Annotated in this window: 12 protein-coding genes; 8 read left to right on the forward strand and 4 right to left on the reverse strand. The window is 64.5% G+C overall.

The annotated features are described in order from the left end of the window. The first annotated feature begins 1 nt into the window (after position 1). Positions 2-790 (forward strand): DUF2182 domain-containing protein, encoded by a 789-nt coding sequence (locus AC0NIL_RS04465; RefSeq protein WP_027162841.1) that lies wholly within the window; start codon positions 2-4, stop codon positions 788-790. A 45-nt stretch (positions 791-835) separates the two neighbouring features. On the opposite strand, the gene holA is transcribed toward AC0NIL_RS04465, so the two are convergent. Next, complete coding sequence (gene holA, locus AC0NIL_RS04470; protein WP_473574063.1) at positions 836-1,879, reverse strand: DNA polymerase III subunit delta; 1,044 nt, start codon at positions 1,877-1,879, stop codon at positions 836-838. Between the two features lie 351 nt (positions 1,880-2,230). Here holA and AC0NIL_RS04475 point away from each other — a divergent pair, with 351 nt between their 5' ends. The 6 genes from AC0NIL_RS04475 to AC0NIL_RS04500 all read left to right on the forward strand — a co-directional run bounded on the left by AC0NIL_RS04475 (position 2,231) and on the right by AC0NIL_RS04500 (position 8,441). Beyond that, the gene (locus tag AC0NIL_RS04475; RefSeq protein WP_473574062.1) at positions 2,231-3,463 is read left to right on the forward strand and encodes a thiamine pyrophosphate-dependent enzyme; all 1,233 of its coding nucleotides are present in this window, start codon (positions 2,231-2,233) and stop codon (positions 3,461-3,463) included. A 3-nt stretch (positions 3,464-3,466) separates the two neighbouring features. After that, positions 3,467-4,480: an alpha-ketoacid dehydrogenase subunit beta gene (locus AC0NIL_RS04480; RefSeq protein ID WP_473574061.1), complete on the forward strand. Its 1,014-nt coding sequence runs from the start codon at positions 3,467-3,469 to the stop codon at positions 4,478-4,480. 1 nt (position 4,481) lies between these two features. Beyond that, positions 4,482-5,798 carry a dihydrolipoamide acetyltransferase family protein gene (locus tag AC0NIL_RS04485; RefSeq protein ID WP_473574060.1) on the forward strand — a complete coding sequence of 439 codons (1,317 nt, stop codon included), beginning with the start codon at positions 4,482-4,484 and terminating at the stop codon, positions 5,796-5,798. 201 nt (positions 5,799-5,999) lie between these two features. Then, the gene (gene lpdA, locus AC0NIL_RS04490; protein ID WP_473574059.1) at positions 6,000-7,397 is read left to right on the forward strand and encodes a dihydrolipoyl dehydrogenase; all 1,398 of its coding nucleotides are present in this window, start codon (positions 6,000-6,002) and stop codon (positions 7,395-7,397) included. A 172-nt stretch (positions 7,398-7,569) separates the two neighbouring features. After that, positions 7,570-7,755, forward strand: a complete 186-nt coding sequence (locus AC0NIL_RS04495) for a hypothetical protein (RefSeq protein WP_473574058.1) — start codon at positions 7,570-7,572, stop codon at positions 7,753-7,755. Further along, entirely contained in the window at positions 7,710-8,441 is a 732-nt protein-coding gene (locus AC0NIL_RS04500; protein WP_473574057.1) for a glycosyltransferase, read from the forward strand. The genes AC0NIL_RS04495 and AC0NIL_RS04500 overlap by 46 nt, the downstream gene beginning before the upstream one ends. A gap of 41 nt (positions 8,442-8,482) precedes the next feature. Here the strand turns inward: AC0NIL_RS04500 and AC0NIL_RS04505 are convergent, their stop codons facing one another. Then, positions 8,483-9,586 carry a saccharopine dehydrogenase family protein gene (locus AC0NIL_RS04505; protein WP_473574055.1) on the reverse strand — a complete coding sequence of 368 codons (1,104 nt, stop codon included), beginning with the start codon at positions 9,584-9,586 and terminating at the stop codon, positions 8,483-8,485. A 115-nt stretch (positions 9,587-9,701) separates the two neighbouring features. Here AC0NIL_RS04505 and AC0NIL_RS04510 point away from each other — a divergent pair, with 115 nt between their 5' ends. Beyond that, on the forward strand, positions 9,702-10,130 hold the full coding sequence (locus AC0NIL_RS04510) for an Lrp/AsnC family transcriptional regulator (RefSeq protein ID WP_013528746.1): 429 nt from the start codon (positions 9,702-9,704) through the stop codon (positions 10,128-10,130). Between the two features lie 51 nt (positions 10,131-10,181). Here the strand turns inward: AC0NIL_RS04510 and AC0NIL_RS04515 are convergent, their stop codons facing one another. After that, complete coding sequence (locus AC0NIL_RS04515) at positions 10,182-11,552, reverse strand: HAMP domain-containing sensor histidine kinase (RefSeq protein ID WP_024504077.1); 1,371 nt, start codon at positions 11,550-11,552, stop codon at positions 10,182-10,184. Next, positions 11,549-12,223, reverse strand: a complete 675-nt coding sequence (locus tag AC0NIL_RS04520) for a winged helix-turn-helix domain-containing protein (RefSeq protein WP_013528748.1) — start codon at positions 12,221-12,223, stop codon at positions 11,549-11,551. Before AC0NIL_RS04520 ends, AC0NIL_RS04515 begins: the two co-directional genes overlap by 4 nt. Positions 12,224-12,255: the final 32 nt, after the last annotated feature.

Genomic DNA, 12,255 nt, shown 5'->3' on the forward strand with positions numbered 1-12,255 from the left:
CATGGCCCCGACGTTGCAGCGATACATCATTCTCGCGCTGCTGATCGCTATCGCTGCGGCGGCGTGGACCCTGCTTGTCTGGCAGCAGATGGGCATGGACGCGGACATGCGCATGGAAATGTACGCACTCACCATGGGTATGAAGGCGCCGCTGTTTCTTGCCATCTGGATGATCATGATGATTGCCATGATGTTTCCGACGGCCGCGTCCATGATCCTGACGTTTCACAAGGTCCAGGCCGGCAAACAGAGCCGGGGCGAGACCTTTGTCTCGAGCTGGGTGTTCGTGGCCGGGTATATGCTGGTTTGGGGCGTGATGGGCGTTATCGCCTTTGCCGGTGCGGCGGGTGCGGAGATGCTTGCCGGGCATGTGGGATTGTCCGCTGCGACGGCCGCGCGTATCGGCGGCGCGCTGCTGATGATTGGGGGCGCCTATCAACTCTCCCCACTGAAAGATCTTTGTCTGGCCAAATGCCGCACGCCGATTGGCTTCATCCTGACCTCATGGCGCGATGGTTATTGGGGTGCGGTTCGCATGGGCCTGGAGCATGGACTTTTTTGCCTGGGCTGCTGCTGGCTTTTGTTTCTCGCCCTCTTTCCTCTCGGGATCATGAACGTCGCCGCAATGGCCGTGGTCACCTTGCTGATCTTTGCGGAAAAGACCCTCCCGTCAGGAGGTGGGATCGCAAAGGTGTCGGGCATCGCTCTGCTTCTTTACGGCGCGGCGGTGCTGGTCTTTCCACAGGCGCTGCCAACCTTCCAGCAGGTGGGCGCTATGACAATGAATTGACCGATGGAGGCAGCGCTCGGTGCCGAGAAGAGGAGGATCGCTCTCCTACCTCTGCGCCAACCTGCTGCTCTCCACCGCAATGCCAAGCAGCGCCTGTCTTGCCAGCGCCACGGAAAGATCCGGCCGCCGTCTGGTCTGCAGCACCGCCGTCTGCAGCCGGGTCAGTGCGCGGCCGAGCGCTTCGGTGCTCCAGCGCTCCAGCGCTTTCTCCACCAGCTTGCGCCTGGAGAAAAACACCGGCGGGCGGGCGGCGGCAACGACCGTGGCGGCGTTGCGGTTGCCGGACTCCATCTGGCCGCGCATGATCTGGATCTGCTGCAACTGCCGCATTGCCGAGGACAGCACCAGGAAGGGCTGGCCGCCGGACTGGCAATGGCGGGTGAAGGCGGTGTCGAAGTCGCCGATCTTGCCTTCGAGAAGCGCGTCAACCGCGTCGTCGAAAGACGCGCCGGAGACATCACCTGACATCGCTTTGACCTCCTCCAGGCCGATCTCGGTCTGGCCATGGGCGTAGAGCACAAGCTTCTCGATCTCACCGCGCGAGGCCAGCCGGTCGCCGCCGAGATTGCGGCGCAGCGCCTGTCTCGCCTCCATGGTCATCGACATGCCGGCCCTGCCCAGTTCGCCGTCGATGACGGTGTCGATGTCGCGGGCTTCATCGGCATAGCAAGGCAGGGCCATGGCATTGTCGGCCGCCTCGACGATGGCGCGCAGGCCGACACCCTTCTTGAGGTCGCCGGCCTCGATGAGAATGATCGCATCGCGCGCGGGTTCGGCCGTCAGCGCCTTGACGTCGTCGGCCAATGCCTTCTGGCCGCTGGCATTGCGCACCCACAGCAGGCGCCGGTCGGAAAACATCGGCACGGTGCGGGCCTCGTCGAGCAGCCGGCCCTCGTCGCGGTCGACCTCCGACCCCTCCAGCCTGACCACCGAGAAGGAATCGTCGAGCGGCAGGCCGGTCTTGCCGGCAAAGGCCTTTGCTCGCTCGGAGACAAGGCCGCGATCGGGGCCGTAAAGCAGGACAATGGAGATCCGCTGGTCCGGCTTCGCGAGCCAGCCATCGACCTCATATGCTTTCTTCTGTGCCATGGCGGGCTGGTTAGCATGATGTGGGGGCGGCATCCAGCTTGGGCGAACCGTCGACCCCCACTCCCTCGAGCTTCGCTCGACACCTCTCCCCCGATCGACGGGGGAGAGGAAGGGCGCGAGTTCGTCGACCAATCACCTTATCTGCCGGCAAACCTCGCCCAACCTTCTCTCTAATTGCGCGCCACCGCCCAACATCGACAAGAAATTTCGCGGACATATCTTCATCTTGGGTGCGGGAGGCTGGATCGGCCGGCGTGGCCGGGACCGACGTCCGCAGGCTACCCGACGAATTCGCACTGGCGGCGCAGATATGCAAATATCTGTTCCGGGCAACATTGGAGGACAAAGGTCATGGCCGATGCTGGGATGTTGCGTTTCCACGTTCCGGAGCCGGAAGTGCGGCCGGGCGGAACGCCTGACTTTTCCAATGTGCCGATCCCCAAGGCCGGCTCGGTGCCGCGCCCGGAGATCGATGTCGATCCGCGCACCATCCGCGATCATGCCTTCTCGATCATCCGCGTGCTGAACCGCACGGGCGAGGCCGTCGGCCCGTGGGCCGGCCTGCTGTCCAGCGACGAGCTTCTCACCGGCCTGCGCCACATGATGACGCTGCGGACCTTCGATGCGCGCATGCAGATGGCGCAGCGGCAGGGCAAGACCTCGTTCTACATGCAGCATCTGGGCGAAGAGGCTGTGGCTTGCGCCTTCCGCAAGGCACTGGCGCCGGGCGACATGAACTTTCCGACCTATCGCCAGGCCGGGCTGCTGATTGCCGATGGCTACCCGATGGTCACGATGATGAACCAGATCTATTCCAACGAAGCCGACCCGCTGAAGGGCCGGCAATTGCCGGTCATGTATTCGTCAAAGGAGCACGGCTTCTTCTCGATCTCCGGCAATCTGGCGACGCAGTACATCCAGGCGGTCGGCTGGGCGATGGCCTCGGCGATATCGAACGATTCGCGCATCGCAGCCGCGTGGATCGGCGACGGCTCGACGGCCGAGTCCGATTTCCACTCGGCGCTGGTGTTCGCCTCCACCTACAAGGCGCCGGTCGTGCTCAATGTCGTCAACAACCAGTGGGCAATCTCGACCTTTCAAGGCATCGCGCGCGGCGGCTCGGGCACGTTCGCGGCGAGGGGCCTCGGCTTCGGCATCCCGTCGCTGCGCGTCGACGGCAACGACTATCTCGCGGTGCATGCGGTCGCCAAATGGGCGGAGGAGCGGGCGCGCAGCAATCTCGGGCCGACGCTGGTCGAATATGTCACCTACCGTGCCGGCGCACATTCGAGCTCGGACGACCCGTCCGCCTACCGTCCGAAGACCGAATCCGACGCCTGGCCGCTCGGCGACCCGATCGTGCGGCTGAAGAACCATCTCATCGGGCTCGGCGTCTGGTCGGACGAGCGGCACGCGCAGGCCGAGGCGGAAATCCTCGACACGGTTATCGCGGCGCAGAAGGAAGCGGAAAGCCACGGCACGCTGCATGCCGGCGGCAAGCCGTCGACGCGCGACATGTTCGAGGGGCTCTATGCCGAGATGCCGCCGCATCTCAGGCGCCAGCGCCAGCAGGCGGGAGTCTGAGCCATGCCGAGGCGGACCATGATCGAAGCCATTCGCGATGCCATGGACGTGTCGATGGGGCGCGACGAAAAAGTCGTCGTGTTCGGCGAGGATGTCGGCTTCTTCGGCGGCGTCTTCCGCTGCACGCAGGGCCTGCAGGCCAAATATGGCAAGAGCCGCTGCTTCGACGCGCCGATCAACGAATCCGGCATTGTCGGCTCTGCCATAGGCATGGCCGCCTATGGCTTGAAGCCATGCGTGGAGATTCAGTTTGCCGACTACATGTATCCGGCTTACGACCAGCTGACCCAGGAAGCAGCCAGGCTGCGCTACCGCTCCAACGGCGATTTCACCTGCCCGATCGTGGTGCGCATGCCGACCGGCGGCGGCATTTTTGGCGGCCAGACGCACAGCCAGAGCCCTGAGGCGCTGTTCACCCATGTGTCGGGGCTGAAGACGGTGGTGCCGTCCAACCCGCACGACGCCAAGGGGCTTTTGATCGCGGCGATCGAGGATCCGGATCCGGTGATTTTCCTCGAGCCGAAGCGGCTCTACAACGGTCCGTTCGATGGTCATCACGACCGGCCGGTGACGCCCTGGTCGAAGCATGAGCTGGGCGAGGTGGCCGACGGCCACTACACGGTGCCGCTCGGCAAGGCGGCGATCCGCAGGGCAGGCTCGGCCCTCACCGTGCTCGCCTACGGCACCATGGTCTATGTCGCGCAGGCGGCTGTCGAAGAAACCGGCATCGATGCCGAGATCATCGACCTCAGGACCCTGCTGCCGCTCGATCTCAATACGATCGTCGCCTCGGTGAAAAAGACCGGGCGCTGCGTCATCGTGCATGAGGCGACGCTGACCTCGGGCTTCGGCGCCGAGCTGTCGGCGCTGGTGCAGGAAAACTGTTTCTATCACCTCGAAGCGCCGGTTGCTCGCGTTGCCGGCTGGGACACGCCCTATCCGCATGCGCAGGAGTGGGATTATTTTCCCGGTCCCGCCCGCGTTGGCCGTGCCTTGCTTGAAACCATGGGAGCCTGAGATGGGCGAACACATCATCAAGCTGCCCGATGTCGGCGAAGGCGTCGCCGAGGCCGAGCTGGTCGAATGGCACGTCAAGGTCGGCGATATCGTCCGCGAGGACACTGTGCTCGCCGCCGTCATGACCGACAAGGCGACGGTTGAAATCCCCTCGCCGGTCGATGGCGAGATCCTGTGGCTGGGCGCCGAGATCGGCGACACGGTGGCCATCGGTTCGCCCATCGTGCGGCTGAAGGTGGCGGGCGAGGGCAACGCCAAGCCGCAAGGCGCCGAAGTGGAAGCGGTGTCCGCTGAGCCTCCGGCAAAACTTCCGACGCCGAAGCCCGAGGCTGCTGCGCCGGTCGTGAAGACATCGCCAAAGAGCGACGAGCCCAAGGCGAAACCGGCAGCCTCACAGAAAAGCACGGCGCAGCCTTCCGTCTCCGGCGCGCCGCGGCCTGAAGGCGAAAGACCGCTGGCGTCGCCGGCCGTTCGTCTGCGGGCAAAAGAAGCCGGCATCGATCTCAGGCAGGTTGCCGGATCCGGTCCGGCCGGTCGCATCGGCCATGAGGACATCGAAGCGTTCCTGGCGCGCGGGCCGCAGGTCGCAAAGGCATCCGGCCTCGCCCGCAACGATGCTGTGCAGGATATCAAGGTGGTCGGCTTGCGGCGCAAGATCGCCGAGAAGATGTCGCTGTCCAAATCGCGCATTCCGCACATCACCTATGTCGAGGAGATCGACGTCACCGCACTGGAGGAATTGCGCGCGGCGCTCAACAAGGAGAAGCGTCCTGGCGTGGAGCGGCCGAAACTGACGCTGCTGCCGTTCCTGATGCGGGCGATGGTCAAGGCGATCGCGGACCAGCCCAATCTCAATTCCCTGTTCGACGACGAGGCCGGCATCGTCCATCAGCATGGCGGCATCCATATCGGCATCGCCGCACAGACGCCGTCGGGGCTGGTGGTTCCGGTGGTCAAGCACGCCGAGGCGCGCGACATCTGGGATTGCGGCGCCGAGGTCATCAGGCTGGCCGAGGCGGCCAAGTCCGGCACGGCAACACGCGACGAGCTGTCCGGCTCGACCATCACCATCACCTCGCTCGGCGCCATGGGCGGCGTGGCGACGACGCCGGTCATCAACCATCCGGAAGTGGCGATCGTCGGCGTCAACAAGATGATGGTGCGGCCGGTGTGGGACGGCACCCAGTTCATGCCGCGCAAGATGATGAACCTGTCGTCGAGCTTCGACCATCGGGTGATCGATGGGTGGGATGCGGCGGTGTTCATCCAGCGGATCAAGACGCTGCTGGAAACGCCGGCGCTGATTTTCGTGGATTGAGGGGATGAGAACGGTCGCAAGGGCCCCCTCACCCGGATTGCCAAAACCGAATTGCGAAGGGCAATTCGGGGCAATCCGACCTCTCCCCGAGGGGAGAGGAGGTCGCCGGCGTCTGTGCTCGCCTCTTCTCCCCACCGGGGAGAAGGTGGCCGCGAGGCGGCCGGATGAGGGGGCCTTCGCCACCAGAAAGAGCGTGCCATCATGAAAGAAATCTCCTGCAAGCTGCTCGTCATCGGCGCCGGGCCGGGCGGCTATGTCTGCGCCATCCGGGCCGGACAGCTCGGCGTCGATACGGTGATCGTCGAGGCCGGCAAGCCGGGCGGCACCTGCCTCAATGTCGGCTGCATCCCGTCCAAGGCGCTGATCCACGCGGCGGAGGAGTTCGAGAAGGTGTCGCACATGCAAGGCGGCAAGAGCCCGCTCGGCATTTCGGTCACCGCGCCGACGCTCGATCTTGCCCGGACCGTCGCCTGGAAGGATGGCATCGTCAGCCGGCTCAACAGTGGCGTCGCCGGCCTGCTCAAGAAGGCAGGCGTGAAAACCGTGCATGGCTGGGCGAGCTTTCGCGACGGCAAGACGGTCGCGGTCGAGACCGAGACGGGCGTGCAGGTGATCCGGGCCGAAACGATCGTCATCGCCACCGGTTCGGCGCCGGTGGAGCTGCCGTTCCTGCCGTTTGACGGTCCGGCGATTTCGTCAACCGAGGCACTGGCGCTCAGCGACGTGCCGAAAAAGCTCGCGGTCGTCGGTGGCGGCTATATTGGGCTGGAACTCGGCATGGCATTTGCCAAGATGGGCGCTGAGGTGACCGTGATCGAGGCCTTGCCGCGCGTGCTGGCGCAGTATGATGCGGAGCTGACCCGGCCGGTGGTCAAGCGGCTCACCGCGCTCGGCGTCGAGGTGATGCTGGGCGCCAAGGCCAAGGGGCTTTCAACCAAGGGTGACGCGTTGCTGGTCGAGACGGCGGACGGCAAGAGCGTCAAGGTCCCAGCCGACAAGATACTGGTGACGGTCGGGCGCAAGCCGGTGACCGAAGCTTGGGGGCTCGAGCAGATCGACCTCGACATGGCCGGCAAATTCATCCGCATCGACGACCAGTGCCGCACCTCGATGCGCGGCATCTTCGCCATTGGCGACGTCACCGGCGAGCCGATGCTGGCGCACCGGGCGATGGCGCAGGGCGAGATGGTCGCCGAGATCGTTGCCGGCCACAAACGCAGCTGGGACAAGCGTTCGATACCCGCCGTTTGCTTCACCGATCCCGAACTGGTGACCGCTGGTCTTTCGCCGGAAGAAGCCAAGGCGCTCGGCGGCGAGATCAAGATCGGCATGTTCCCGTTCGCAGCCAACGGCCGGGCGATGACCAAGCTGGGCGAGGACGGCTTTGTCCGCGTCGTGGCCCGCGCCGACAACCATCTGGTGCTCGGCATCCAGGCGGTCGGGCAGGGCGTGTCGGAACTGGCGGCGGCGTTCGGGCTGGCGCTGGAGATGGGCGCGCGGCTGGAGGACATCGCCGGCACCATCCACGCGCATCCGACGCAGGGCGAGGGATTCCAGGAAGCAGCGCTGAAGGCGCTGGGACACGCGCTGCATATTTGAGGAAAGGGGCGAACCTGTTCGAGTCGGCTCTCTTCCTTCCCTCGCCAGCCCATCGATCAACTCGCCAGCCGCTCATCTAGGCGCGACCAAAGCGATTGGCGGGAAAGTGCCGCGTACCATGTTTTCCGAGAACCGGATTCCACCCTTCGGGATCATGCTCTAGTCTCCTCTCATGAGCACCGACCTGAAGAAATACGTGGCGATTCGCTACAACGCCGCCACCGGCTTCATGCCGAGCCAATGGAATGGACACGGCAGAGCCAATCTCGACCCGGTGTGGCTGGTCGAGCGGCTGGCGCTGTTCGACACCTATTGCGCGCCGTCGAGGGCCAGTCGCAGAAGGACTTTACGGTCCTGATTGCGTTCGATTCCGAAACACATGAGAACTACATCCGGATCGTCTGCGGCTGCGCGGCCGGGATTGATGTCAGGCCGGTTCTCATCAAGGCCGGCGAGAACTACAATGTCGCCTTCAATGCGTTTGTCCAAAGCGACACGGATGCCGAATTTGTTTCGCTGACTCGGCTCGACAGCGATGACGCGATGGCGCCGACCTTCATGGAGCGTGTCGATTTCTACGCGCGCCGGGAAATCGCCAAGGGCGAGGTGAACCAGCAACCGCTCTATATCGCCTTTCCGCACGGCCAGAATTTCGATGCGGCAACCAACCACTACACGCAGCACGAATATCCAACGTCGGCCTTCGGCACTCTGGTCGAGAAGCGATCACCGTCCATGAACGGGGTCTATTGCGACGAGCACACGAGGATGGCGATGCGTTTCAACACCGTCGGGGCGGCCTCGAAGGAGGCTCAATGGTGCATCGTCATTCATGACAACAATGCAGCCAATGTCTTGCGCGGCGAGCCGGTCGCGGAGCCGGCTTTCACCGTGGGCCGGCCCGGTGCCGAGACAAATGCGCGCGCGCCGGCTCGAAAAGAGACTACGCAAAAGCAGATGCCGCAGACTTCGGCCAAGGCCTCGCGCAACGCCGGCAATTTTGTCCGGTTTCTGCTTGGGCGGCCGATGGCCTTGCGGAAATAGCTCGATGCTAATCTCCCCCTCAAGCGGGGAGATTATGCGCTTCACCCCGCCAGCCGGCTCACCATTTCGTGCTGGGCATAGGCGCGGCCAAAACGGTTGGCTAGAAAAGCGTCCAGCGCGATGTCTTCCTGCTTGATGAAGCCGGTCGCCGGCAGGCTGCCGTCGGCCAGCATGTCGAGCACGGCGCAGATGCCGGACGCCGTGGTGATCTGGATGGCGCTGCGCACCACCTGGCCGACACGCTGGGAATAGACCTTGTTGGCGTAGGTCTCCTGCAGCAGGCGGCCGTTCTTGCGGCCGGAGACGGTGACGAAGACGATGACGACGTCCTGCAATGTCGCCGGCAGGGCGCTTTCAAAAATGTCCTTCAGCACGTCGCGGCGATGGCGCAGGCCGAGGTCGTTGAGCAGCGCCTTCATGATCGCGGCGTGGCCGGGGTAGCGGATGGTGCGGTAGTTGAGCGTGCGCACCTTGCCCTTCAGCGTCTCGGCCAGCGTGCCGAGCCCGCCGGAGGTGTTGAATGCCTCGTAAGTGACGCCGTCGAGCGAGAACTCCTCGCGCTCCTCCAGTGGCGGCACCTCGACCAGCTCGCCTTCGACGATCGCCTCGCAGGGCTCGCAATATTCGTTGATGACGCCGTCGGTGCTCCAGGTCAGATTGTAGTTCAGCGCATTGGAGGGATATTGCGGCAAAGCGCCGACGCGCATGCGCACGCTCTCCAGCGAATCGAAACGGCTGGCGAGATCGTTGGCGACGATCGAGATGAAGCCCGGCGCCAGGCCGCATTGCGGAATGAAGGCGCTTCTGCCCGAACGCGCCAATTCCTTGACGCGGCGGGTCGAGACGACATCCTCGGTCAGGTCGAGATAGTGCACGCCGGCACTGGCCGCCGCCTCGGCGATGCGGGTGGTCAGATGGAAGGGAGCGGCGCTGAGCACCGCGAATTTGCCGGCGAGCGCGGCTTCAAGCGTGCCGGATGCTTCGATGTCGAGCTCCAGCGTCGCAACCGTGGCCGGGACTTCGGCAGCAGTGAGCTGTGCTGCCGAGCGGTCGACGAGCGTGACCTGATAATCTCCCGTGGCGGCGAGCATCTCGGCAATGGTCGAGCCGATCTTGCCGGCGCCGACAACGACAATTTTCTTCATGACAAATCCCTCACTGGTTGTGAGCACAGATTCGCAGCTTGCCCGTCGAAAGGAAGCGTGGTTCTGTACGAAACGAACCCATTGATTGGTCAGTCCGCCGAGAAGAATCGTCGAAATGCTCAGCGATGCCGAACAGACCCTGCTTTCGCTGCTGCGCGAGAATGCGCGCGCCTCGACCGCCGAGCTGGCGCGGCGGCTTGGCGTCTCGCGGACAACCGTGCAGAGCCGGATCGAACGGCTGGAGCAGCGCGGCATCATATCAGGCTACGGCGTGCGGCTGGCGCCGGATTATGAGCAGGGGCTGGTGCGGGCGCATGTGCTGCTCACCGTGACGCCCAAGCTTGCCGACAAGGTGGTGCGCGGCCTGCGCGGTTTGGCGACGGTCAGGACGCTGCATTCGGTCAGCGGCAATTTCGACATGATCGTCATCGTCGACGCCCCATCGATCCGCGACCTCGACATGCTGCTCGACCAGATCGGCGCCATGGATGGAGTCGAGCGGACGCTGTCGTCGATCATCCTGTCGACGCGGATAGATAGGTGAGGGGACCTCTCAACCCAAGCTGGGCTTGAACAGCACCAGCCGTTTCGCCGGCTAATCCGTAGCCAGCGGAAAACGCACCACCACCGCAAGTCCCGGTCGGCAATCCTCGAGCGTGATCGATGCGCCGTGCAGATCGGCTATGGCCCGGACAAGGCTGAGCCCGAGGCCGCTGCCTGATGTCGAGCGGCTGTGGTCCAGCCGGTAGAGCCGCTGGAACACTTTCTCGCGCTCTGCCGCCGGAATGCCGGGACCGTTGTCGGCGACGCCCGCAACGACGCGTTCGTCCTGGCGCGCTACCGACAGCTTTATCGTCGTGCCCGATGGACAATGGCGCAACGCGTTCTCGACCAGATTGGCGAACATCTGCGTCAGCAGCTCGCGATCGCCATGGATCCGGTCCGTCGTTTCCTGTGGTTGCGCCAACGACAGCGACTTTCCGTCGTCCTCGGCAACATCGGCATAGATCTCGGCGATGGTTTGCAGCACCTCGCCCAGATCGACATCGGTGAACCGCGCCCGGCGGGCGCCGGCCTCGATCTGCGCGATGCGCAGCAGGGCATCGAAGGTCTCGTTGATCTGCAGGCTCTCGGCATGCGCCTCCGCCAGTTCAGCGGCGATTTTCCGGCCCGACAGGTTCTTTTCCGACGCGGTGTCGAGGATCATCTGCAACCGGTTGAGCGGCGTCTTCAGATCGTGGGCGATGTTGGCGCTGACCTGTTTCATGCCTTCGACCAGCGCCGACAGGCGGTCGAGCGCGGCATTGACCTGGCTGGAGACGATGTCGATGTCGTCACCCTTGCCGGTCAGCGGAATGCGGGTGTCCAGCCGTCCATGCGAGACATCCACCATGGTGGCGGCGATGCCGTCGAGACGGCGCTGGACGCGCGAGGCGAGCAGGGCGCCGCCGGCGACCGCCAGCCCGGTGATGATCAGGGTTCCCCAGCCAAAGCTCATCAGCACGATTCTCTCCAGCTCCTCCGTCTCGGAAAGGCTGAAGGCGACGGTCAGCGTGTTGCCGCCGACCGGGCCGGAATAGGCGCGGTACTCGGCGCCGGGCGGCACGCCGGGCATTTCGGTGTCGAACATCGAGAAGCCGTCGGGGAGCCCCGCGGCGGTGAAGTTGCCGGCCAGGCGATTGCCCGTTGCGTCGGTCAGCGAAAACAGCTGCTCCTTCTTGAGGCTGCGCAGGGAGTGGCTGCCGACGGTCTCAACCAGCTCCTTGAGATCGTTCTCGGCATAGGTCGCGGCGACGACCGCGTAGGTTTCCTTGATGGTGTCGTCGAGCCGCTCGGCAAGATCGGCGCTCATCATCTGGTAGACGATGGCGCCAGACAGGACGAAGGCCAGCACGAACAGGAAGGCGAAGGTCAGGGCAAGCCGGAATGGCGTGCTGCGCAGCAGGCGGGACCAGGTTCCGGTCATGGCGCGTGCAGGCTGTAGCCTGTGTTGCGGACGGTGTGGATGAGCTGGGTTTCGAAGGGCTTGTCGACCTTGGCCCGCAGCCGGCTGATATGGGTCTCGACGACGCTGGTCCTGGGATCGAAATGAAAATCCCAGACACGCTCCAGAAGCATGGTGCGGGTGATGACGCGGCCTTCGCCGCGCATCAGCACTTCCAGCAGGCTGAACTCCCGCGGCTGCAGGTCGATCGGCTGGCCCCGCCTCGTGACGCGGCGCATGATCAGGTCCATTTCGAGGTCGGCGACCCGCAGGACGGTTTTCTGCTCCTGCGCCGCCGGCCGCCGGCCAAGCGCATTGATGCGGGCGAGGAGTTCGGAAAAGGCGAAGGGCTTGACCAGATAGTCGTCGCCGCCGGCCTCGAGCCCCTCGACGCGGTCGTCGATGCCGCCGACGGAGGTGAGGAAGATCGCCGGCGTCCGCACGCCGGCGGCGCGCACCGCCTTGACCATCGACAGGCCGTCGAGACCGGGGATCATCCGATCGGCGACGATCACGTCGTATTTGCCCCGGGTCGCCGCGAACAGCCCGTCATGGCCGTTGCGCAGGAGATCGCAGACATGGCCGGCCTCGGTCAGTCCCCTGACGATATAGTCGGCCGTCCTGTGGTCGTCCTCGACGAGAAGCAGTCGCATGAAAGGTCCGGTCCGTTGCCGAGATGGAGAGG

The sequence above is a fragment of the Mesorhizobium sp. WSM1343 genome, assembly GCF_055901535.1.

Bases quoted from the DNA above. Each gene is read 5' to 3' on its own strand.
- AC0NIL_RS04465 (WP_027162841.1), top strand. From the start codon at position 2: ATGGCCCCGACGTTGCAGCGATACATCATTCTCGCGCTGCTGATCGCT.
- holA (WP_473574063.1), bottom strand. From the start codon at position 1,879: ATGGCACAGAAGAAAGCATATGAGGTCGATGGCTGGCTCGCGAAGCCG.
- AC0NIL_RS04475 (WP_473574062.1), top strand. From the start codon at position 2,231: ATGGCCGATGCTGGGATGTTGCGTTTCCACGTTCCGGAGCCGGAAGTG.
- AC0NIL_RS04480 (WP_473574061.1), top strand. From the start codon at position 3,467: ATGCCGAGGCGGACCATGATCGAAGCCATTCGCGATGCCATGGACGTG.
- AC0NIL_RS04485 (WP_473574060.1), top strand. From the start codon at position 4,482: ATGGGCGAACACATCATCAAGCTGCCCGATGTCGGCGAAGGCGTCGCC.
- lpdA (WP_473574059.1), top strand. From the start codon at position 6,000: ATGAAAGAAATCTCCTGCAAGCTGCTCGTCATCGGCGCCGGGCCGGGC.
- AC0NIL_RS04495 (WP_473574058.1), top strand. From the start codon at position 7,570: ATGAGCACCGACCTGAAGAAATACGTGGCGATTCGCTACAACGCCGCC.
- AC0NIL_RS04505 (WP_473574055.1), bottom strand. From the start codon at position 9,586: ATGAAGAAAATTGTCGTTGTCGGCGCCGGCAAGATCGGCTCGACCATT.
- AC0NIL_RS04510 (WP_013528746.1), top strand. From the start codon at position 9,702: ATGCTCAGCGATGCCGAACAGACCCTGCTTTCGCTGCTGCGCGAGAAT.
- AC0NIL_RS04515 (WP_024504077.1), bottom strand. From the start codon at position 11,552: ATGACCGGAACCTGGTCCCGCCTGCTGCGCAGCACGCCATTCCGGCTT.
- AC0NIL_RS04520 (WP_013528748.1), bottom strand. From the start codon at position 12,223: ATGCGACTGCTTCTCGTCGAGGACGACCACAGGACGGCCGACTATATC.